The following is a 21,407-nucleotide window of genomic DNA, read 5'->3' on the forward strand; positions in this document are numbered from 1 at the left end:
GAAGGGCGAAGCAAAGGGATTTGGAGCGGCTTCGCCGCGCATGTTGCGCTGGATCCCGGATCAGCGGTCGGCTGCGCCTCCCTTGTCCGGGATGAGGGGCCGTGTGGATGGTTTTGAGCCGGAAACCTGGGTTCACAGCAGGATATCGGCCGCCATATCGCGCCAGTCGGGATTGATCTCTTCGATCAGCGCGATCTTCCACGCACGGCGCCAGCGCTTGATCTGCTTCTCGCGTGCGACCGCATCGGCCATCAGCGCATGGTCTTCCGCCCAGACGAGCCGTGAGACGCCGTAACGGGCGGTGAAACCGTCCGTCAGCTTGTTCGCATGTTCATAAAGGCGCCGCGAAAGATCGTGCGTCACGCCGACATAAAGCGTGCCGTTGCGCTTCGAGGCCAGAATGTAGACATGCGCCACCATTCGCGCAGCCCGCAATCATTGTACCTCGCCAAAATAGATGACGGACGCCTTCGCCGTCACGCTTCAATTCGCCCCTTGCCCCCTCATCCCGGACAAGGGAGGCGAAGCCGACCGCAGATCCGGGATCCAGCGCGAAAAGCGCGGCGAAGCCGCTCCCAACCCCACTTCACCAACGCCCCCCTCACGCCACCCCGCTCTCCGGCACCGCGAACGACGCCACCGTCTGCAGCGCGCCGTCGAGTGCGGTGCCTTTTTCGTCCCGGAGCGCCGCCTCCCTCAGCCGGCGCAGCCAGTCGGCCGCGTCCTGCCGGCCTTCCAGCATGGGCAGCGCGCCAAGAACCCGGTCGTATTTCGAAAGCCCGCGCGCATGGGTGTCGCTGTAGCCCTTGATGAGCCGGCGGCAGGCGAGGATCTCCACCGCCAGGGCGTAATCGGCCGCGACCGTCTCAAGCGCCAGATCGTACCATGCGCCAATATGGGCGCTCTCCACCCGGTGGCGCAGCAGCCGGCGTCGCCAGCGCTTCAGCCCCGCAAGCCCCCATAACAGGGTGAAACCGAAAAGACCGTCGGTGCGGATGCGGCGGCCCTTGTTGATACGTCGATCAAGCCAGCGAGAAAGCCCCGGCCGCGCCTCGATCCACGCCCCGAGCCCGGCCGGCAGCGTGCCACAGACTTCCTCGATGCGCGGATGGAAATACTCCGTCACCCGCAGCACCGTCCCGCCGTCGACGCCCACCTCGCGGCGCACGCGCGCGGACCGGCTCGCCCGCGTCTTCAGATCCGCGACCCGCACGATATCGTCGTAGCACAGCGCATTGGCGAGATACTTCGCCGCCGTGATGGAGAACGCGTGGTCGTGCGCCGCGTAATCGAGTGCGACCGCGCGTTCCAGCTTCTCCAGATACTCCGCCCCGTAGGTGAGGTCCTGGTAGTCGACCACCTTGCGCAGGCCGGCGAGCGCCATTTCGTGTACCGGCGCAGGCATGGCCCGCACGCGCGAGACGAGTTCCTGCCAGCCGAAGAGCTGTGCGGGCGAGCCGTGAGCGGCCGCCACGGCGTCGGCTGTATCCGGGGCAGGGGCGGGGGCCGCGACCGGCTCCGCGCCGGCGGCCGTCCGCTCGAAAGCCGCGCCAAATGCCCTGAGGCTTGCGGCGACGCCCCGACCGGAAGCCCGGATCGTCTCCTCGTAGCTCTCGCGCGCGAATGGCAAAACGCCGGAGCCGGCGAGTGCGCCGAACAGGCTCGACGAAATCACGCTGCCGGCCGCGACCGCCATCCTTTCCATGTCGAAGGCGATGAGCGTCTTTGCAGCCTTGCGCGCGGTGTCGAGAACCGCATCCGACGACCCGCGCCCGTCGCCCGGCGCGATCTTTTCCGATACGGCGGCGATGCGGTGGGAGGAGGTGATCAGCGTGGTGCGGTCCGGCGTCACGAAACCGCGCATGACTGCACGCCCCGCCTCCATCAGCTCCGCCGCCATCAGCACATCGACATCGCCCTGCGCCGGCGACAGTGAGAACACCGGCTGGCGGCCGGTGTCCTTGCACATTTCGACGTAGTAGATCGTCGCGCCGGTGCGCTGGGCGACGCCGGCGACCGAGGTCGATTGCGCCCGGTAGCCATTGGCCTCGGCGACGGAGACGATCCAGTCGGTCAGCACCCCGCCGCCCTGGCCGCCGACGGCGAGGATGGCGATGGAGATGATGCGGTCGGCGTCGTCCGCCTTCGCGGCTGCGGCTTTTGGTGCTGGCGTTGCTTTGTCGCTCATCTCAGATCTCCTCGAAGACGAGGCGGCTGCGGTCGCGCCGGGCCTGCAACCAGCCGATGACGCGCTGGCGCAGGCGGTTCAGCGTGCGCTCGAAGCCCGTCGGGTTGAACACGGTTTCGGCCTGGTAGAACGAGGGGCACAGCACGGCGGCATCCGCCACCTCGCCGCAATTGCCGCAGCCCACGCATGTGTGGTCGATGGCGGCGACGGGATCGTCGCGCAAGGGATCGTCGAGCGTCTTGACCGACAGCGACGGGCAGCCCGACAGCCGCATGCAGGCGTGATCGCCGGTGCACACGTCCTCGTCCACGCCGAAGCGCGGCTTCACCACGCGCCGCCCCTCCTTGACCGCCGCGGCGAGTTGCGGCTTCTCGCGCCGCTGCCTGTTCAGCATGCATTCCGACGAGGCGACAATGACCTTCGGGCCGGTCTCCTCCGTCGTCAGCGCCTCGCGCAGCGTCTCGCGCATCAGGCCGACATCGTAGGTGCGCTCGATATGGCGCACCCATTTCACGCCCATGCCCTTCACTGCAGCGGTGATCGGGTGCTTCGTCGATTTCGACTTGTTGCTGGCGCGCGAGGACAGAATGTCCTGCCCGCCGGTCGCCGCCGAATAGAAATTGTCGACGATGACGATCACGCCGTCGTTGCGGTTGAAGACGGCGTTTCCGATGGAGGATGTCAGCCCGTTGTGCCAGAAGCCGCCGTCGCCGACAAACGAGATCGAACGCCGTTTGGCATCGGGCGAATTGAAGGCGGAGGCGGATGCGGGGCCCAGGCCATAGCCCATCGTCGTGCCGCCGATCTCGAACGGCGGCATGATCGAAAAGAGGTGGCAGCCGATATCGGAGGCGATGTGATGTGGCCCCAGTTCCTGCTCCACGAGCTTTGTTGCAGCGAAGATCGGGCGTTCCGGACAGCCGGTGCAGAACCCGGGCGGGCGGCCCGGCACATTGTCGGCAAGCGGCGTCATGTCGGGCAGGTCCGCCGGCCGGTTGGGCGCGCGCACTTCCGGTGCGAGAAGGCCGGGATCGTGGTCGCGCACGAAGGCGCCGAGACTGTCGAGCATCACCTTGCCGGTATATTCGCCGGCCATCGGCAGATAGTTCTTGCCGCAGAGCTTCGTCGTGCCGCCGGCCTTGTAGAGCATGTCGCCGAAGGCCTGCTCGATGTGGTTTGGCTGGCCTTCCTCCACCACGATGACCGCGTCCTTGCCCCGGCAGAAATCGAGGAACTGGTCGTCGATCAGCGGATAAACGGCGTTCAGAACGTATAGCGGCACCTTCGTCTCGCCGTAGGTGTCGGCAAGCCCCAGACGTTGAAGCGCGCGGATGACGCCGTTGTACATGCCGCCCTGCATGACGATGCCGATCTTGGCCTCGTCAGGCCCGAAAAACTCGTTGATCTCGCGTTCCTTGATGAAGCGGACGGCGGCCGGCCAGCGCTTCTCGATCTTCTCGTGCTCGTGCAGGAAGGATGCGGGCGGCAGCACGATGCGGCCGGTGTCCCGGCGCGGGTTTTCCAGCGCGTCGGCGACCGTCATCTCCGGGCGCTTGTTGGCTTTCGTCTTGAAGCTGCCGTGGACATGGCAGCAGCGGATGCGCACCTCCATCATCACCGGCGTGTTGGAGGCTTCCGACAGCTTGAAGGCGTCCTCCACCGTCTTGACGATGGTGGGAAGATTGGGGCGCGGATCGAGCAGCCACACCTGGCTCTTCATCGCAAACGCATGGCTGCGCTCCTGCATGATCGAGGAGCCTTCGCCGTAATCCTCGCCGACGATGATCAGCGCGCCGCCGGTCACCCCGCCCGACGCCAGATTGGCGAGCGCATCGGAGGCGACATTGGTGCCGACGGTGGACTTGTAGGTGACCGCGCCGCGGATCGGATAATGGACGGACGCCGCCAGCATGGCGGTGGCGGTCGCCTCGGAGGCGGAGGCCTCGAAGTGGACGCCGAGTTCGCCCAGAATATCCTGCGCATCGGCGAGCACGTCCATCAGGTGGCTGATCGGCGCTCCCTGATAGCCGCCGACATAGCCGACGCCGCATTCCAGCAGCGCCTTGGTCATCGCCAGGATGCCCTCGCCATGGAATTCCTCGCCCTCGCCCAGGCGCAGCTTCTCCACTTCCTTTGCGAAAGAACGTTCAGCCATGTTCCCCTCCTCGGCGTCGGTTCGTTAGTCTGCGCGGTATCTTCTTTCTTCCTTGTCATCCCCGCGAAGGCGGGTGCCGGGCAATGACGGAGGAGAGGGCTGAGCAAGGGGGCGGCAAAAGCCTGCATCCCGGCTCTCACCCGCGTCCTCTAGAAGTCGTGTTCGCGCACGTTGCGCAGCATCTTCTGCAGCACCGCGACGAAGGCCGCGTATTCCGCATCATTCACATCCCGGAATAGCGAACGGAAGGCCTGCCACATCACCGGCCACACCTCGTCGAACAGCGCCCGGCCGGCCGGCGTCAGGTGGATCCGGCGCACCCGGTTGTCGGCCTCCAGGGTTTCGCGGCGCAAAAGCCCCTGCGCCTCCATCGCGTCCAACGTCCGGCTCATCGTCGACTGTTCGGTGACCGTGTAGACGGCGAGTTCATTGACGGTGAGCCCGTCGGCGACCGCCATCACGGCGAGCGCGCGCATCTGCGGCGTGGTCAGGTCGCGCGAACGCAGGCCCTCGCGCAGATTGGCGTTGTAGCGCCCCATCACGCGGTTCATCAGGTAGGGCGCGAACTGCTGCAACCCGATCTCGCCGAGCGGAATGACCGCCTCGCCCCGGACCGTTCCCTCGGCGGGGCGGGCCGCGTCCCTGCTGTCCTTCAGAGCCTTTTCAGCCATTTTCGCGCGCATGCCGCCTCATGTTCTCTCGTCGGGCCTGCGGCCGCACAGGCGCGTACCGCATCCCGATGAGAGAAAGTCTAAGCTTGAAAATATGCATATGCAATAATTAGCGCGGATGAAATTGTGGTCACTGATACGATGTTCAGTGCCGTCGCGGCGCTAAAAATGAATGCAAATGGATATGAAACAGGCAGGCGCCGGACGCCCGACCATGAAACGCTCTACCGCGTCCCCATCACCACTTCCGTGCGGAAGGGGTAGTGGAAGTTGCCGCCCGCAAAGGCCGGGAAGCGGGCGAGGTCGGCGCGCATTTCGTGGCGCACGGGCGAATGCAACGCGGCGGTCAGGGCGTCGGGGCTCTCAAACACCACGCGGTTGCGCTGCATGTGGTGGACGCGCTGCCACGGCAGGTGGTCGCGCCAGTCGATCCGAGTCAGGATCTCGATTTCGAGAATGCCGGGAAACCGCGCCATGATCGGCGGATGGCTGGAGATGTAATAGTCGAGCCAGGCATTCTCGTCCGCCGCCGGTCCGGGATAGTGAACCGCATAGCTGCAATGGACGGCAGGCAGGGGGCGCGGCTGCGCCACCGGGAAATGCCGTGTCAGCATCGCCTGATGGCGCACCGTCGCGCCCGCGAGACGTGTCCCGTCGAGGCTCCCGTCCGTCGCAAGCGCATGAAGGCCGCCGCCGGCAAGGGCGGCCGCCTCCAGCGCCTCGATCTCGTCGTAGCACAGCTGAAATCCGAAACAGGGCGCGCCGGGATCGTCGGTGAAGAGGTCGCTGGCTCTGGCCGGCGTATAGATGAGCGCTCGCGTCAGCCCGGGGATCGCGGCAAGGCAATCGCGCACCGCGTCGATTTCCCTTTCGCCGGCCCGAGCTTGGGTATCGTCGGCCTGCGTGCCGACGGGGGCTTCGAAGAAGATAAGGTGGGAAAAGCGCATCGCGGGTACGCTCAGCATGCGCCGTCGTGTTCACTGGCCTTGTGGACGGAGGCCTTGAGCACGCCGAGCCGCGCCCACAGGTCCTCCTGCGCGCTCTCGTCCATCGCGCCGATGAGTTCGCCCAACCAGTCGCCGTGGGCCTTGGCCATCTCGGCGAAGACTGTCTGCCCGTGCGGCGTCAGCCGCACCCGGACCGCACGCCGGTCGGTCTCGGAGACCTGACGTTCCAGCAGGCCTTCCTGCACGAGGCGCTCGACAAGCCCGGTGACATTGCCGTTGGAAACCATCATCCGGCGCGACAGCTCGCCCAGCATGATGCCGTCAGGCGCGCGTTCCAGCTGCGCCATCAGGTCGAAGCGCGGCAGCGTGGTGGCGAAGCGTTCGCGCAGCCGCTTGCGGATCTCCGCCTCGATCAGGTTCGCGCAGGTCAGCAGCCTCAGCCACAGCCGCAATTCCGTGCGATGGTCATTGGGGCGCGCGTGCAGGCCCGTTTCCGCATCAAGCGGTTCCGATATGTCTGTTTCCGTCATCTTGCGCACGCGCGGTCTCCGCCTCTCGTCACCGTTCGGTCGATCCCGGCCCTTGTTGCCGGCCACATTGGCGCTGGCGTTCCGTGGGCCCCTTGAAACGGACCGTCCGGGTGCGGGCGGCAGGGGGCGTCACTCAACGGAAATTTCCTTGGATCGACAATTTATTTTAGGTCTAAATAAATCCTGTGGCACGTTCAATATACAAGATCCCGCATTGAATCCACCTTTTGTCGCAGCAAAGGCCGGGCCCAAGAGCGGGCCCAAGAGAAAGTGTCGGGGAGAAGGTGCCGCGGGCCGGTCGGATTGATAAACGACCGTTGCGCTTGCCGCTCTGATCCCCGCTCGGGCTCCTCCGCCGTCATCACCCGGCGAAGTCCGGGTGATCCAGCGCGCCCCGCACATGCCGCGGCCGGCCATGGATTGCCCGGACGAAGCCGGGCAATGACGGTGGAGGGATTGAAGCACGCAGCACGACCTCAAACCGGACAGAAACGGCCACATCGGACGAGATATTTTACTCTTGTAATTTTTAAGATTAAAGTATTGACTGGTTCCAGCACAAAACGAGGGGGAGCGGATGAAGATTGCGGTTCTCGGGGGCGGAAACGGCTCCTACGCGGCGGCAGCCGACCTGTCGGATGCGGGGCATGAAGTCCGCTTCTGGCGGCGCGATGCGGATGGATTCCGCTCTCTCCTGGAGACGAAGACGATCCGGCTGCGCGATGCCGAAGGCACGCGCGATGTCGCGCTCGCCCTGCCGACGCTCGATATCGGCGAGGCGGTGCGCGGTGCCGACCTGATCGTCGTCCCGACCCCGGCCTTCGCGCAAGCCGACATCGCCGCTCTGCTGGCTCCGCATCTCTCCGATGGTCAGGTGATCTTCCTGCCGCCGGGCACCTTCGGCTCCTATGTCATGATGAAGGTTCTGCGTGACAAAGGCTGCGCGGCGGAGGTCATGATCGCGGAAACCGGCACGCTGCCGTGGCTCGCGCGCAAGCACGGGGCCGACGAGGTCGCGATCACCACCCGCGCCTCGCGCCTGCCCACCGGCGTCATGCCCGCGCGGCTGACGGACAAGGCCATCGCCGTCATTTCCGAGGCTTTTCCGCAAGCGATCGAGCCGATCGAGGACGCGCTGTCGGGCGCGTTGATGAACGCCGGACCGATCATCCACCCGCCGCTCATCTTCATGAATGCCGGCCCGATCGAGCATTTCGACCGCTGGGACATCCACAACGAGGGCACGCAACCCTCCATCCGGCGGGTGCATGACGCGCTCGACGGCGAACGCATCGCGGTGCGCGAAGCGCTGGGCTACGGCGCGCCGCATTTCCCGCTGGCCGACCATTACGAGACGTCGAACTGGATGTACGGCAACCTCGCGCACGACAAGCTGGTCGATTCCGGCGACTGGCACGAGAAGCTCGACTTCTCCACCCACCGCTACCTTCAGGAGGATACCCGCATGGGCCTTTCCTTCCTGGTTTCCGTCGGCGAATGGGCGGGCGTCCCGGTCCCTGTCGCCGCCGGGCTCCTCGCCATCGCGAGCGCGGTTGCCGGCGACGATTTCCGCACCTCCGGCCGCACGCTGAAAACGCTCGGCCTCGATGGCATGAGCCGTGCGGACATGACCGTCCTGCTCGGGCAGGGGGTCTGATCCGATGGCCCGCGCGCGTCCTCTCATCGCCTGCGTCGGAGCCGGCCGCATGGGGCGCGGCATCGCCCATTGCGCGGCCTATGCCGGCCACGACATCCGCCTCGTCGATGCCAAGCCGCGCGATGCGGAAGGCTGCGCGCGGCTGGAGGCGGACACGCTCGCCGAGATCCGCTCCACGCTGGAAATGATGGCGGGTCTCGCTGGCATCGATGCAGCGCTGGTCGATGCGATCCTCAGGCGCGTCAGCGTCGTGCCGCGCGAGGAAGCGGGCGAAGCGCTGGCGGATGCCAGCATCGTCTTCGAGGCGGTGCCGGAAACCGATGCGGCCAAGCGCGACGCGCTGGCGCTGATCGATACCGCCGCCGGGCCGGAGGCGATCATCGCCTCCACCACCTCCACCTATCTTTCCACGCAGCTTGCCGCGTTTTCCGGCCGCCCGGCGCGCTTTCTCAACGCCCACTGGCTGAACCCGGCCTTCCTCGTGCCCCTGGTCGAGTTGAGCCCCACGCACGAGACCGACCGCGCCGTCGTCGACGAACTCAAGACCCTGCTGGAGGCGATGGGCAAGGTGCCGGTCGAATGCGCCGCATCGCCGGGCTACATCGTTCCGCGCATCCAGATGCTCGCCATGAACGAGGCCGCAAGGATGGTGGAGGAAGGCGTTGCTTCCGCAGAGGACATCGACAAGGCGACCCGCTACGGCTTCGGTTTCCGCTTCGCGGTTCTGGGACTTCTGGAGTTCATCGACTGGGGCGGTGGCGATATCCTCTATCATGCCAGCCGCTACATGGCCGAGGTGACGGGGGAGAAGCGCTTCGAGGCCCCGGCCGTCATCCACGAGAACATGGAAGAAAATCGCAAGGGCCTGCGTGATGGTCGCGGCTTCTACGATTACGATGGCATGGACGTTGCAGCCTACCGGCGCCAGCGCATGGAAGGCTTCATGGCGATGCTGCGCATGGCGGAGCTCGACAGGCCCCCGGCCGTCGCTGCGCCGGAAAAGAGCAACTGAGCCGGAAACGGGCATTCTGGGAGGACAGCGCCTTGGAGGATCTCGCCTTCGTCGTCCGCAAGATCATCGCCGAGACGCCGCTCGTGCGCGCGGTGGTGCTTGAAAACGTGCGCGATACGGCCCTGCCGGACTGGACGCCCGGCGCGCATATCCGGGTGAAGCTTCCCGGCGGCGGCGACAGGCCCTATTCGCTGGTCGATCACCCCGACTGGCGCGGTGGCCGGCATTACGTTCTCGGCGTGCGCCGCGAGGAGCAGAGCGCCGGCGGATCCGACTACATCCATGCGCTTTCCGAAGGCGACCATGTCGAGGCGACCGGCCCGATCAACCAGTTCGAGTTGCGCGAGGCCACGGGGCCGGTGCTGCTCCTCGCTGGCGGGATCGGCATCACCCCGATCCTGTCGATGGCTTCGCGCCTTGCCGCCGAGGAGCGCGATTTCCGGCTCCACTATTGCGGCCGTGCGAAAGGCGAACTCGCCTTTCTCGCCACGCTCGAACCCTTCTGCGGCGCGCGTCTGGCGGTCCACTATGACGACACGGACCCCGGCCGGCCGGATTTTTCCGGCCTGATCGCGGATCTGCCCGAAGACGGCACCGCCTATGTCTGCGGCCCGGCGGGCATGATCGAGGCGGTGAAGGCGGCGTGGGCCGAGGCCGGCCGCCCGGCCGAGCGTCTGGTCTTCGAGCTTTTCATCGCAACGCCCGCGCCCGCAGGCGGCGACACGGCTTTTGATGTGAAGATCGCCTCCACAGGCGAGATCGTGACCGTTGCGCCGGACCAGACGATCATCGAGGCGCTGGAGGCGGCGGGCCACGATGTCATCTACGATTGCCAGCGCGGCGACTGCGGCATCTGCCAGACTGCCGTTCTGGAGGGAATACCCGACCACCGCGATGTCGTGCTGTCGGACGAGGAGAAGGCGTCCAACACGGTGATGCAGATCTGCGTCTCCCGCGCAAAGACCCCGCTCCTCGTGCTGGATCTCTAGGGGGGATGGAAGGCGTGAGTTTGTCGGCCGGCGCCCGCTCCACCCTCGGTTGTCATCCCCGCGAAGGCGGGGATCCAGTAACCCCGGGATCGGGTTTGGGGGCTGGGCCGCGCCGTCTCTGGAATGCTGGATTCCCGCCTTCGGGGGAATGACAATCGAGAGCTTGGCGGGAATTGAGCGAGATCTGACCGCAGACGGAGCGTAACGCCGAACGAATGCGGCGGCGCTCCGCGCCTAGCGGACCTTGAGCCGGTCCGCCAGCGGTCAGGTTCAAAGAGCCTTTAGAGGATGGGAGAGTTGTCATGGGAAAGTACGCGAGCGATGCGCAAGCGCTGAAGGCGCTGGTCAAGCCGGAATGCGTCCACCGCGACGTCTACATCGATCCGGAAATCTTCCAGCTGGAGATGACCCGTCTCTTCGCCAACACCTGGGTCTATGTCGGCCATGCGAGCCAGATCCCCAATGCGGGCGACTATCTGACGACCGAAATCGGCACCCAGCCGGTGCTGGCCTCGCGCCACACCGACGGCTCCATCCACGTTCTCTACAACCGCTGCCCGCACAAGGGCACCAAGATCGCGTCCGAGGCCTGCGGCAACACCGGTAAGTTCTTCCGCTGCCCCTATCACGCATGGTCGTTCAAGACCGACGGCAAGCTGCTCGCGATCCCGATGAAGAAGGGCTACGACGGCACCGGGCTGCAGGAAACCGAGGCAGCCAAGGGCCTGACGCCCGTCGGCGCCACCCATGTCTACCGCGATTTCATTTTCGCGCGGCTTGCGTCCGAAGGCATCGGTTTTGACGACTTCTTCGGCGAGAGCCTGTCGTCGATCGACAACATGGTCGACCGCTCGCCGGAGGGAAAACTGGTGCTGGAAGGCGCGCCCTTGCGCTACATGCACACCTGCAACTGGAAGATGCTGGTCGAGAACCAGACCGATACCTGCCACCCGATGGTCGCGCATGAATCCTCCGCCGGCACCGCGATTTCGGTGTGGGAGCGGGAGAAGGCGAAGGGCGGGCCGACGCCGATGGCGGTGGAGCTCTACGCTCCGTTCATGTCGTCCTACGACTTCTTCGAGGGCATGGGCCTGCGCGTCTGGCCGAACGGCCACGGCCACACCGGCGTCAACACCTCCATCCACGCCGACTATTCCGCCGTGCCGGGCTATTTCGAGCAGATGGTGGAAGCCTACGGCGAGGAACGCGCGAAGAAGATCCTCGGCGAAAACCGGCACAACACGGTCTACTTCCCCAACATCATGATCAAGGGGCCGATCCAGACGCTGCGCGTCTTCAAGCCCATCGCCGCCGACCGCACGCTGGTGGAGAGCTACACGTTCCGGCTCGCAGGCGCGCCGGACATGCTGTTCGAACGCACGCTCATGTACAACCGCTTCATCAACGCCCCCACCTCCATCGTCGGCCACGACGATCTGGAAATGTACGAGCGCGCCCAGCAGGGCCTCCATGCCGACGGACAGGAGTGGGTCGATATCCGCCGCCTTTACGAACCGGGCGAGGCGGAGGACGTGACCGAGCTGGCCGGCGGTACGTCGGAGCGCCAGATGCGCAACCAGTTCCACGCATGGCTGAAATTCATGAATGCCCCCGGCGATGCGACATCGGGCGAAGGCGAGGGCAGGGCGCAGGACAAGGAGGCGGCCGAATGACCAGCGACACAGCCGAGATGACCCGCGTCACCGAGAAGGACCTGATCGATTTCGTCACCCGCGAAGCGCGTCTTCTCGACGATCTGCGCTACGATGACTGGCTCGCGCTCTTTGCCGAGGACGGCTTCTACTGGATGCCGCTGGAATGGCAGCAGACCGATCCCAAACTCCAGCCTTCGCTGATGTACGAGGACCGGCTGCTGCTGACCGTGCGCGTCGAACGGCTCGCCGGTGCGCGCACCTTCTCGCAAAAGCCGAAAAGCCGCTGCCAGCACCTGTTGCAGGTGCCGCAGGTGGACGAGATCGATGAGGCCGGAAACGTCTTCAAGACCTATACGCCGTTTCACTATGCCGAGACGCGCGGCGACGAGTGCACCTTCTACGCCGGCTGGGCGCGCCACACGCTCCGGCTGGAGGAAGGCCGGCTGAAGATCGTTCTGAAGCGGGTGGACCTCGTCAATTTCGATGCCGCCTTCGGCAACATCCAGCTCTTCATGTGAGGCGCGCCGCATGACGCTTACGACCGGCCCCCGTGCCGAACCGCTGCCCGAACTGCTGCCGGGCGTCCTTGAGGATGCCACCGTGTTCGGCCGCTTCCGCCGCACCGCCGCACGTTTCCCCGACAGGCCGTTCCTCGCGGTCCTGCCGGAAACGGCTGAGGTCTACGGCATCGAGCCGGGCGAGATCACCTACGGCGCGATGCTGGAAGCGGTGGAGGCCCGCGCCGTGCTCTTCGCCGGGGCCGGCTACGGCGCCGGTCACCGGGTGGCGCTTTTGTTGCAGAACCGGCCGGATTTCCTGATCAACTGGTTCGCACTCAATGCGCTCGGCGTCTCGGTCGTGCCGGTCAATCCGGACCTGCGCTCCGCGGAACTGGAATATCTGATCGGCCATTCCGAGGCCTCGCTGGTGGTGGCGATCCCGGAACGGGTCGAGGAACTCGCCGCCGCGGCTGAGGCCGCCGGAACGGGTACAGGCCGCATTGCGCCCGTCATATCCCCGAAGGATGCGATCCCGGCCCCGTTGCGCCCCGCCGCAAGCCCCTATGGTGCGGCCTCTGACACCACGTCCGACCGCACCAAGGAATGCGCGCTGCTCTACACTTCCGGCACCACCGGCCGGCCGAAGGGCTGCGTGCTCACCAACGACTATTTCCTGCTCGCCGGGGAATGGTACGCCACCGTCGGCGGTCTCAGCGCCCTCCACGTGGAGCCGGCCGAACGCATGCTGACGCCGCTCCCCGTCTTCCACATGAACGCCATGGCCTATTCCGTCATGGCGATGATGACGGTGGGGGGCTCGATCTGCATTCTCGACCGCTTCCATCCCCGCTCCTGGTGGGCGAGCGTGCGCGGCTTCGGGGCGACCGTCGTCCATTATCTCGGCGTCATGCCGGCCATGCTGATGTCGGCTGCGCCATCGCCCGCCGATCGCGACCACAAGGTCCGCTTCGGCTTCGGCGCGGGCGTCGACCGCACCCTTCACGCGCCCTTCGAGGAGCGCTTCGGTTTTCCGCTGCTGGAGGCCTGGGCGATGACGGAAACGGGAGCCGGTGCCGTCGTCATGGCGAGCACCGAGCCGCGCAAGATCGGCACGAGCTGCTTCGGCAAGCCGGGGCCTGAAATGGATATCGTCATCCGCCGCGAGGACGGCTCGGAGGCGGGCACGGATGAGCCCGGCGAATTGCTGGTGCGCCGGGCCGGACCCGATCCCCGCCGCGGCTTTTTTCGCGAATACCTGAAGGATGCGGAGGCCACCACAGCGGCCTGGGCCGGCGGCTATCTCAACACCGGCGACGTGGTCTCGCGCGATGCCGACGGCCGGCTGCATTTCATGGACCGCAAGAAGAACGTCATCCGCCGCTCCGGCGAGAACATTTCAGCGGTGGAGGTGGAGGCGGTTCTGCTCACCCATCCCGATGTCCGTCAGGTCGCCGTCGCGCCGACGCCCGATCCCGTTCGCGGCGACGAGGTGGTGGCGCTGGTGGTGCCGGAAAGCGTACCCGCCGATGAGGGGGGAGCGCGGCTTCTGGCTGAGGACATCGTCCGCTTCTGCCTGTCGCGGCTTGCCTACTACAAGGCGCCGGGTTTCGTCGCCTTCGTGTCCTCGATCCCGCTCACCTCGACGGAAAAGATCCAGCGCGGCGCGCTGAAGGTGGCGGTGGAGGAGGCGATCGCCTCGGGCCGCGCGCTTGATACCTGCGCCATGAAAAAGCGGACGGCTTGAGATGATGGTTGCGATGTCCTTGCATGTTCCTTTTTCGGTCCGTCCTTTTCCGTCCGGCCATGCGGAACCGGCCTTGTCGCACGATCCATCCATCGTCATCCCCCGGCGCAGTCCGGGGGATCCATTGAACCGTGCCATGCATCCGGAACCTGCAAATGGATTGCCCGGACTGCGCCGGGCAATGACGGCGGAGGGCGTGTGTACCGGTCGCGGCCATTTGCGTTTTGCGCGAGTGACCCCCACCCCTGACCCCTCCCCTGACCCCTCCCCTCAAGGGGGAGGGGGACTGGCGCTTTGCGCTTGGAAAGTTCCCGCCACGAGCACGATGCCTCCATTCCCCTCCCCCTTGAGGGGAGGGGCTAGGGGTGGGGGTAAGATCCTTGCGCCGTGTTGGCGAAACCCGCTCGAAACCACGACCCGCCCCCCGCCCCGTCATTGCCGGTTCGCCCCATCGTCCTCCGGCGGAAAGACCCGCACCGAATGACCCGCATCCGCACCATCCCCCGTCGCCCTTACGAGAACGTCGCCGTCGCGGTGCCGGTCTCCATTCCCTACGTGCGCTATTCGGTGGAATCCGCCCACTGGTGGATCGCCCGCGCGCTTGGCGAGCTGACAAAACGCGCCGGCCTTGCTCCCGCCGATATCGACGGCCTGTCGGTTTCAAGCTTCACGCTTTCCCCCGATACCGCCGTCGGCCTCACCCAGCATCTGGGCCTTAGTCCGCGCTGGCTCGACAATATCCCCATGGGCGGCGCCAGTGGTGTGGTGGCGCTGCGGCGTGCCGCGCGCGCGGTGGAGGCGGGCGATGCCACCATCGTTGCCTGCGTCGGCGGCGATGCCAACCAGGTCGACAGTTTCCGCAAGCTGCTCTCCTCCTTCTCGCGTTTCGCGCAGGATGCGAGCTACCCATACGGCTACGGCGGGCCCAACGGCTCCTTCGCGCTCCTGACCGACCACTACATGCGCCACTTCGGCGCTCGCCGAGAGGATTTCGGCAAGATCTGCGTCGACCAGCGCACCAACGCGCTCGGCTATCCCCACGCCATCATGAAGAAGCCGCTGACGATGGAGGACTATCTCGGCGCCCGCGCCATCGCCGATCCGATCCATCTGTTCGACTGCGTCATGCCGTGCGCCGGCTCCGAAGCCTTCCTCGTCACCACGCTCGATATCGCGCGGGATCTCGGCCTGCCGCATGCCCGTCTCGCGGCCACCATCGAGCGCCACAACGCCTTTGCCGACGACCCGATCCAGATGCGCGGCGGATGGGCGATGGACGTGGACGAACTCTACGCCATGGCCGGCATGGCGCCCGACGACATCGATCTCGTGGAGACCTACGACGACTATCCCGTCATCGTGATGATGCAGTTCGAGGATCTGGGCTTCTGCAAGAAAGGGGAGGGGCCGGACTTCGTGCGCTCCCATTCCTTCACCAACGACGGCAGTTTTCCGCAAAATACCTCCGGCGGCCAGCTTTCGGCCGGGCAGGCCGGCGCCGGTGGCGGCTATCTCGGCCTCGTGGAGGCATTGCGCCAGGTCACGCAGACCGCACTGTCGAAACAGGTGCCGGATGCCCGCACCGCGCTCGTCTCCGGCTTCGGCATGATCAACTACGACCGCGGGCTCTGTTCCGGCGCGGCCATTCTGGAGGGCGTTGCGCCATGACCGATCCCATCGTCCGCCCGCCCAAGAAGGACCCGCAGAAGGTCACCCGCCCGCCGGAGTTGCCGCCGCTCCAGCGAAGCCGCGCCGCGCTCGCCATGTCGGCCGCCGCCTCGCGCGGCGCGTTCGAGCTGCAATGCTGCAAGGCCTGTGGTGCGTGGATGTACCCCGCGCGCGATGCCTGCCCGCGCTGTCTCTCGGTCGATCTCGCGTGGAAGCCGGCGCCCGACGGCGGCGAGGTCATCGCCGAGACGACCATCCGCACCACGGTCGATCTCTATTTCCGCCAGCGCACGCCGTGGCGCGTCGCCATGGTGAGGCTCGATTGCGGGCCCTCCGTCGTTTGTCATCTGCATGGCGACGTGGAGGTTCCCGGCCGCGTGCGCATGACCGCGCAACTCGACAAGGGCGGCAATGCCGTCATCATGGCGCTGCCCGCGAAGAGGACGCCGAACATGGCCGACGATCCCGAATTCCGCGAACTGACCGCAAGCCCCAAGCACCGCCGCGTGCTGGTGACCGACGGGCGTACTGCCGTCGGCCAGGCCGTGGTCGAGGCGCTGGTCAACGCCGGCGCCGCCCTCGTCTTCGTCGGCATCGCCGAGCCGTGGAAGCCCTATCCGGGCGAGGACCGGCTGAAGGCGCACGAAAACGTCCAGACCTTCGCCCTCGATCTCACCGACACGACGTCGGTGCAGGATCTTGCCGGCGAGATCGGCGGCAAGACCGACATTCTCATCAACACTGCCGACCATGTCCGCCCCGGCGGCATCCTCTCCGCGCCGGGCATGATCACGGCGAAGGACTCGTTCGACGTCAACGTCTTCGGCCTGCAACGGCTCGCCCAGGCCTTCGGCCCGGGCATGGTCGGGCGCGGCGCGGACGGCACCAACTCCGCCGCCGCCTTCCTCGATGTGCTGCCGGTCTACGCGCTCGCCAACACCCCCGATTTCGGCATCCATTCGGCAACCGCGGCCGCCCGTCTCTCGATGCTGCAATGCCTGCGCTCCGAAATGCGCGCCGGCGGCGTGCGGGTGATGAGCGTCTTCACCGGGCCCATTGAGGACGACTGGCGCCAGCCCGTGCCGCCGCCCAAGGTCGCGCCCGCACAGATCGCCAGGGCCGTCATCGCCGCGCTTGAAGGCGGCATCGAGGACAGCTTCGTCGGCGATGTTGCCAAGGATGTTGCGACCCGCTTTCGTCAGGATGCCAAGGTGCTGGAACGGGAGCTCGGCGCATGAGAGAGACCACGACAATGAACGGCGATGCACTGCTTTTGGCCTTGGCCGCGGGAATCCGCGGCGGCGGGGTCCGGGTGGTCGATCTCACTCACACGCTCGCCCCCGACTTTCCCGTCATGGTGCTGCCGCCCGAATTCGGCCAGTGCCAGCCCTTCCGCATGGAGGAGGTCTCGCGCTACGACGCGCGCGGGCCGGGCTGGTACTGGAACACCATCACGATGTCGGAACACGCCGGCACCCACTTCGATGCTCCGGCGCACTGGATCTCGGGCCGCAACCTGCCGGCCGGCACCGTGGACGACCTGCCGCTCGACCGGCTCGTCGCCCCGGTCGTGGTGCTCGATTATTCGGCCGAGAGCGCTGCGGATGAGGACTTCCTGCTCACCCGCGCCCATCTGGAGGCCTGGGAGGCGGAGAACGGCGAGATCGAGCCGGGCAGCTGGGTGCTCTTTCGCACCGACTGGTCGAAGCATCTGGGCTCAGACAAGTACCTGAACCTGCGCGCCGATGGCGCCCATTCGCCGGGCCCTGCCGCCGATGCCGTCGAATTCCTCGTCAAGGACCGCGACATCATCGGTTTCGGCACCGAGACCATCGGCACCGATGCCGGGCAGGGCACCCATCTGGAGCCGCCCTATCCGGCCCACTTCATCCTGCATGGAAACGGCCGCTACGGCCTGCAATGCCTCGCCGGTCTCGACCAGTTGCCGGCGCGCGGCGCCATCCTCTTCGCCGCGCCTTTGAAGATCCGCCACGGTTCCGGCAGTCCCTTGCGTGTTCTGGCGCTGGTGCCTGCTTCGGATGATGCATGAGGAGACGATCTTGAGCGAACCCGCCTTCACCGCGGTCGTCACCGGCACGAGTTCCGGCATCGGCCTCGATCTTGCCAAGCGCATGGTGGAGCGCGGCTGGCGTGTCCTCGGCCTTGCCCGCAGCGCCCCCGATTTCGAGCATGAGCTGTTCGAGCCCGTCAGCGTCGACCTGCTGGACGAGGCGGCGACCGCCGAGGTCGCGAAGGATATCGCCGCGCGCCACGCCGTCACCCACCTCGTTCACAATGCCGGCCTCGTCTGGCCGAACCTGCTGGAGGACGTGAAGCCGGAGGAGGTGGACGGCCTGATGCGGCTCCACGTCACCGCGCCGATGATTCTGACCCAGGCGCTCGCCCCCGCCATGCGCGCGGCGAAGTTCGGCCGCGTCGTCTTCGTCACCTCGCGCGCTTCCATGGGCGTGCCGACGCGCACCGCCTATTCGGCCTCCAAAGCGGCGGTGCACGGCATGGCCCGCACCTGGGCGCTGGAGCTTGGGCCGGACGGCGTCACCGTCAATGTGGTGGCACCCGGTCCGATCCTGACCGACAATTTCTGGGGCATCGTGCCCAAGGGCTCGGAGCGCGAACAGAAAGTCGCCGACCAGCTCCCCGTGCGTCGGCTCGGCACGGCTGAGGATGTTTCGCGCGCGGTGCTGTTCTTCGCAGAACCCGAGGCGGGCTTCGTCACCGGGCAGGTGCTGTTCGTGTGCGGCGGCGGCAGCCTCGGCGGGCTGTCGCTTTAGGGGGGGAGGGAGGGAAGCCGCGACATGCACGCTTCCAGTCGCGATCTCCCCGCCGTCATTGCCCGGCTTCGTCCGGGCAATCCACCGACGGCCGCGGCATGTGCGGAGCAGGCAATGGATCACCCGGACGAAGCCGGGTGATGACGACGGAGGGATGGTCAACGATGCGATATGCGGTGTCTCGCCCGCTCATCATCGCCCACCGCTTCATGTCATCGCAAAGACCGCATCATGGGCGAATGGCACTGGAATTGTTCGGGATTTCACTCCACACGCGATGTCATTCCCGCGCAGGCGGGAATCCAGCAACCACCGGGTTCGAGGGTGGAATTCCAAGGCCGCCCTCCGGGATTGCTGGATCCCCGCCTGCGCGGGGATGACAAGAGAGAAAGCGACGGAAAGGCGCGGATTTCGCACCCGAGTCACATCTTCGAAAACAGATCTGATGACCTCGACAAGCAGATGAGGAACGACCCGTGCCCGCGTTCGATTTCACCGCCGCCTTCGCCCCCGCCGACCGCACGCTTCCCCGGCTTCTGAGCCTTCAGGCCGAGCGCTTCGGCGCGCGCGAATTCGTCGCCTTCGACGAAGCCTCCTGGACCTACGCGCAGGCCCTCGATATCGCCGCGCGATGGGCCGGCACGTTGCGCTCGGCCGGCATTACGCCGGGCGACCGCGTCGCGATCCTGTGCTCCAACCGCCCCGAAATGCTGGCGCTCGTCTTCGGCTGCGCCTGGGCGGGCGCCATCGCGGTGCCGATCAACGTCGCCTCCAGAGGGGCGCAGCTGCAGCACATCCTCGACAATTCCGGCGCCCGGCTGTTGGCGATCGAGCACGACCTGCTGCCCGCGCTTCAGACCGTCGATTTCGCCCCCCTTGCTGTGGAAAGGCTGTGGATCATCGGTGAGGGCGAGCAGACGCGGATCGCCTTTGCCGAGCCGTTGCCCGCTCCCGGCGAGGCCGTCGAACAGGTGCCCACCCGGCCCGGCGACACGGCCGCCATCGTCTACACGTCGGGAACGACCGGCCCCTCCAAGGGCGTGTGCTGTCCGCACGCCAATCTCGTCTGGTGGGGCGCCAACACCGTCGATCTGCTGGATTTGCGCGAGGGCGAAAGGCTCTACACCACGCTGCCGCTCTTTCACGTCAATGCGCTCAACACCGTCTATCAGGCGCTGATCACCGGCTCCACGGTGCTGATCGGAAAGCGCTTTTCGGTCTCCGGCCTGTGGCCGGCGGTTCATGCCAACGGCGCGACGGCGACCTACCTGCTGGGCGCCATGGTGCCCATGCTGCTCTCAAAGCCCGAAACCCCGCTTGATCGCGACCACAAGGTCCGCATCGCGCTCGGCCCCGGTGTGCCGGCGCAGTTCCACGAGACTTTCCGCCAGCGCTTCGGCTTCGGTCTGGTCGAGGGTTATGGCTCGACGGAGACGAATTTCGTCATCGGCGCGCGGCTCGGCGAGGGCAGGGCAGGCACCATGGGCCGCATTCGCCCCGGCTTTTCCGCCCGCGTTGTGGATAACGAGGATAACGAGGTGCCGGCAGGCGAGGCCGGCGAGCTGATCCTTCGCGCCGACGAGCCCTTTGCCTTCTCCTCCGGCTATTTCGGCATGGCGGAGAAGACGGTCGAGGCGTGGCGCAATCTTTGGTTCCACACCGGCGACCGGGTGATCCGCGACGCGGACGGATCTTTCCGTTTCGTTGACCGCCTGAAGGACGCGATCCGCCGGCGCGGCGAGAACATTTCCTCCTTCGAGGTGGAGCAGGTCATCCAGAGCCATCCGGCGGTCGAGGCCGTGGCGGTTTTCCCGGTGAAGTCGGATCTGGCCGAGGACGAGGTCATGGCGGCGGTCGTCTTGAGGGCGGGGGAGACGCTTGCGGAAGCCGACCTCATCGAATTCTGCCGCCCGCGCATGCCCTATTTCGCCGTTCCGCGCTACCTGGAATTCGCGAAGACGCTGCCGATGACGGAGAACGGCAAGCTCCAGAAATTCAGGCTGCGCGAGCGCGGCGTGACCGAGGCAACGTGGGACCGCGAGGCGCACGGGATTTCCGTGCGCTAGGGAAACGACGAAGATCGGCGGCAGGCGGATGGATCCAGACCCCCACCCGAACGGCTGAAGGCGCCGTTCGACCTCCCCTCAAGGGGGAAGTGGGCCGTGTGGCTGGCTTCTCCCCTCATACCCCTCCACCGTCATCACCCGGCGAAGTCCGGGTGATCCAGCACTCACCCCTATGCCGGCGCCCGCGATGGATTGCCCGGACTTCGCCGGGCAATGACGGCGGTGGGGTCTGAGGGGAAGAAACGCGCAAGACCGCAATCCAATGCCATTCCCACGCTGCGATCCTCAGGGCTCACCGCATCCGTCCCCCTCCCCCTTGAGGGGAGGGGCTAGGGGTGGGGGTAAGGCCGCTTGCTCCGAGCCCTCGTCTCACGCCAGCCGCAGCTTCACGTCCACATTCCCGCGCGTCGCGTTGGAATAGGGGCAGCGCTCATGGGCGCCTTGAAGGATCTTTTCCCCGGTCTTGCGGTCGATTCCCGGCAGCTCCGCCGTCAGGTCCACCGCCAGCGCGTAGCCGACCTCGACCGGGCCGATGCCGACCTTCGCCGTGATCGCGGCTTCGTCCGAAAGCGCCACCTTCATCTGGCGGGCCACCAGCTTCACCGCGCCGAGAAAGCAGGCGGCATAGCCGGCGGCGAAAAGCTGTTCGGGGTTCGTGCCCTCGCCGCCCGGCCCGCCGAGCCCCTTGGGCACGGACAGGCCGAGCGAAAAGCCGCCGTCCGGGCTCGTCGCCTTGCCGTCGCGCCCGCCGGTCGCGCGCATCTCGGTCTCAAACAGGATCTTGTCGGGCACCATCATGGAAGGGTCCATTCCTTGTCTTGCGTTGAAAATCG

18 protein-coding genes are annotated in these 21,407 nt (G+C 66.4%); 11 read left to right on the forward strand and 7 right to left on the reverse strand.

Features of this window, described 5'->3' with window-relative positions; translation table 11 throughout:
- Positions 1 to 132: 132 nt before the first annotated feature.
- From V2L18_RS04495 to V2L18_RS04520, 6 genes are all read right to left on the reverse strand, one after another.
- Positions 133 to 420 (reverse strand): GIY-YIG nuclease family protein, encoded by a 288-nt coding sequence (locus V2L18_RS04495; RefSeq protein WP_336177004.1) that lies wholly within the window; start codon positions 418 to 420, stop codon positions 133 to 135.
- Between the two features lie 181 nt (positions 421 to 601).
- Entirely contained in the window at positions 602 to 2,188 is a 1,587-nt protein-coding gene (locus V2L18_RS04500) for an indolepyruvate oxidoreductase subunit beta family protein (protein ID WP_336176615.1), read from the reverse strand.
- A 1-nt stretch (position 2,189) separates the two neighbouring features.
- Positions 2,190 to 4,343 (reverse strand): indolepyruvate ferredoxin oxidoreductase subunit alpha, encoded by a 2,154-nt coding sequence (locus V2L18_RS04505; protein WP_336176616.1) that lies wholly within the window; start codon positions 4,341 to 4,343, stop codon positions 2,190 to 2,192.
- Positions 4,344 to 4,492: 149 nt separating this feature from the next.
- Entirely contained in the window at positions 4,493 to 5,014 is a 522-nt protein-coding gene (locus V2L18_RS04510) for a MarR family transcriptional regulator (protein ID WP_336176617.1), read from the reverse strand.
- 224 nt (positions 5,015 to 5,238) lie between these two features.
- Entirely contained in the window at positions 5,239 to 5,979 is a 741-nt protein-coding gene (locus tag V2L18_RS04515) for a hypothetical protein (RefSeq protein WP_336176618.1), read from the reverse strand.
- Entirely contained in the window at positions 5,973 to 6,491 is a 519-nt protein-coding gene (locus tag V2L18_RS04520; protein WP_336177005.1) for a MarR family transcriptional regulator, read from the reverse strand. Before V2L18_RS04520 ends, V2L18_RS04515 begins: the two co-directional genes overlap by 7 nt.
- A gap of 577 nt (positions 6,492 to 7,068) precedes the next feature.
- On the opposite strand from V2L18_RS04520, the gene V2L18_RS04525 reads away from it, so the two are divergent.
- The 11 genes from V2L18_RS04525 (at position 7,069) to V2L18_RS04575 (ending at position 20,574) form a co-directional block, all read left to right on the forward strand.
- Entirely contained in the window at positions 7,069 to 8,148 is a 1,080-nt protein-coding gene (locus V2L18_RS04525; protein ID WP_336176619.1) for an NAD/NADP octopine/nopaline dehydrogenase family protein, read from the forward strand.
- 4 nt (positions 8,149 to 8,152) lie between these two features.
- Complete coding sequence (locus tag V2L18_RS04530) at positions 8,153 to 9,160, forward strand: 3-hydroxybutyryl-CoA dehydrogenase (protein WP_336176620.1); 1,008 nt, start codon at positions 8,153 to 8,155, stop codon at positions 9,158 to 9,160.
- 32 nt (positions 9,161 to 9,192) lie between these two features.
- On the forward strand, positions 9,193 to 10,149 hold the full coding sequence (locus tag V2L18_RS04535; protein ID WP_336176621.1) for a PDR/VanB family oxidoreductase: 957 nt from the start codon (positions 9,193 to 9,195) through the stop codon (positions 10,147 to 10,149).
- 302 nt (positions 10,150 to 10,451) lie between these two features.
- Complete coding sequence (locus V2L18_RS04540) at positions 10,452 to 11,822, forward strand: aromatic ring-hydroxylating dioxygenase subunit alpha (protein WP_336176622.1); 1,371 nt, start codon at positions 10,452 to 10,454, stop codon at positions 11,820 to 11,822.
- Positions 11,819 to 12,322 carry an aromatic-ring-hydroxylating dioxygenase subunit beta gene (locus tag V2L18_RS04545; protein WP_336176623.1) on the forward strand — a complete coding sequence of 168 codons (504 nt, stop codon included), beginning with the start codon at positions 11,819 to 11,821 and terminating at the stop codon, positions 12,320 to 12,322. The genes V2L18_RS04540 and V2L18_RS04545 overlap by 4 nt, the downstream gene beginning before the upstream one ends.
- Positions 12,323 to 12,332: 10 nt before the next feature.
- The gene (locus V2L18_RS04550; protein WP_336176624.1) at positions 12,333 to 14,048 is read left to right on the forward strand and encodes an AMP-binding protein; all 1,716 of its coding nucleotides are present in this window, start codon (positions 12,333 to 12,335) and stop codon (positions 14,046 to 14,048) included.
- 480 nt (positions 14,049 to 14,528) lie between these two features.
- Positions 14,529 to 15,716, forward strand: coding sequence for a thiolase family protein (locus V2L18_RS04555; protein WP_336176625.1), 1,188 nt, complete (start codon positions 14,529 to 14,531; stop codon positions 15,714 to 15,716).
- On the forward strand, positions 15,713 to 16,954 hold the full coding sequence (locus V2L18_RS04560; RefSeq protein ID WP_336176626.1) for an SDR family NAD(P)-dependent oxidoreductase: 1,242 nt from the start codon (positions 15,713 to 15,715) through the stop codon (positions 16,952 to 16,954). Before V2L18_RS04555 ends, V2L18_RS04560 begins: the two co-directional genes overlap by 4 nt.
- Entirely contained in the window at positions 16,951 to 17,766 is an 816-nt protein-coding gene (locus V2L18_RS04565) for a cyclase family protein (protein ID WP_336176627.1), read from the forward strand. The genes V2L18_RS04560 and V2L18_RS04565 overlap by 4 nt, the downstream gene beginning before the upstream one ends.
- Positions 17,767 to 17,776: 10 nt before the next feature.
- Positions 17,777 to 18,508, forward strand: a complete 732-nt coding sequence (locus V2L18_RS04570; protein ID WP_336176628.1) for an SDR family oxidoreductase — start codon at positions 17,777 to 17,779, stop codon at positions 18,506 to 18,508.
- Between the two features lie 476 nt (positions 18,509 to 18,984).
- Complete coding sequence (locus V2L18_RS04575) at positions 18,985 to 20,574, forward strand: ATP-dependent acyl-CoA ligase (protein WP_336176629.1); 1,590 nt, start codon at positions 18,985 to 18,987, stop codon at positions 20,572 to 20,574.
- Positions 20,575 to 20,943: 369 nt separating this feature from the next.
- On the opposite strand, the gene V2L18_RS04580 is transcribed toward V2L18_RS04575, so the two are convergent.
- The gene (locus V2L18_RS04580; RefSeq protein ID WP_336177006.1) at positions 20,944 to 21,369 is read right to left on the reverse strand and encodes an organic hydroperoxide resistance protein; all 426 of its coding nucleotides are present in this window, start codon (positions 21,367 to 21,369) and stop codon (positions 20,944 to 20,946) included.
- Positions 21,370 to 21,407 lie beyond the last annotated feature (38 nt).

This window comes from Breoghania sp. JC706 (genome assembly GCF_037026715.1).
In the GTDB taxonomy this organism is placed as follows: domain Bacteria; phylum Pseudomonadota; class Alphaproteobacteria; order Rhizobiales; family Stappiaceae; genus Breoghania.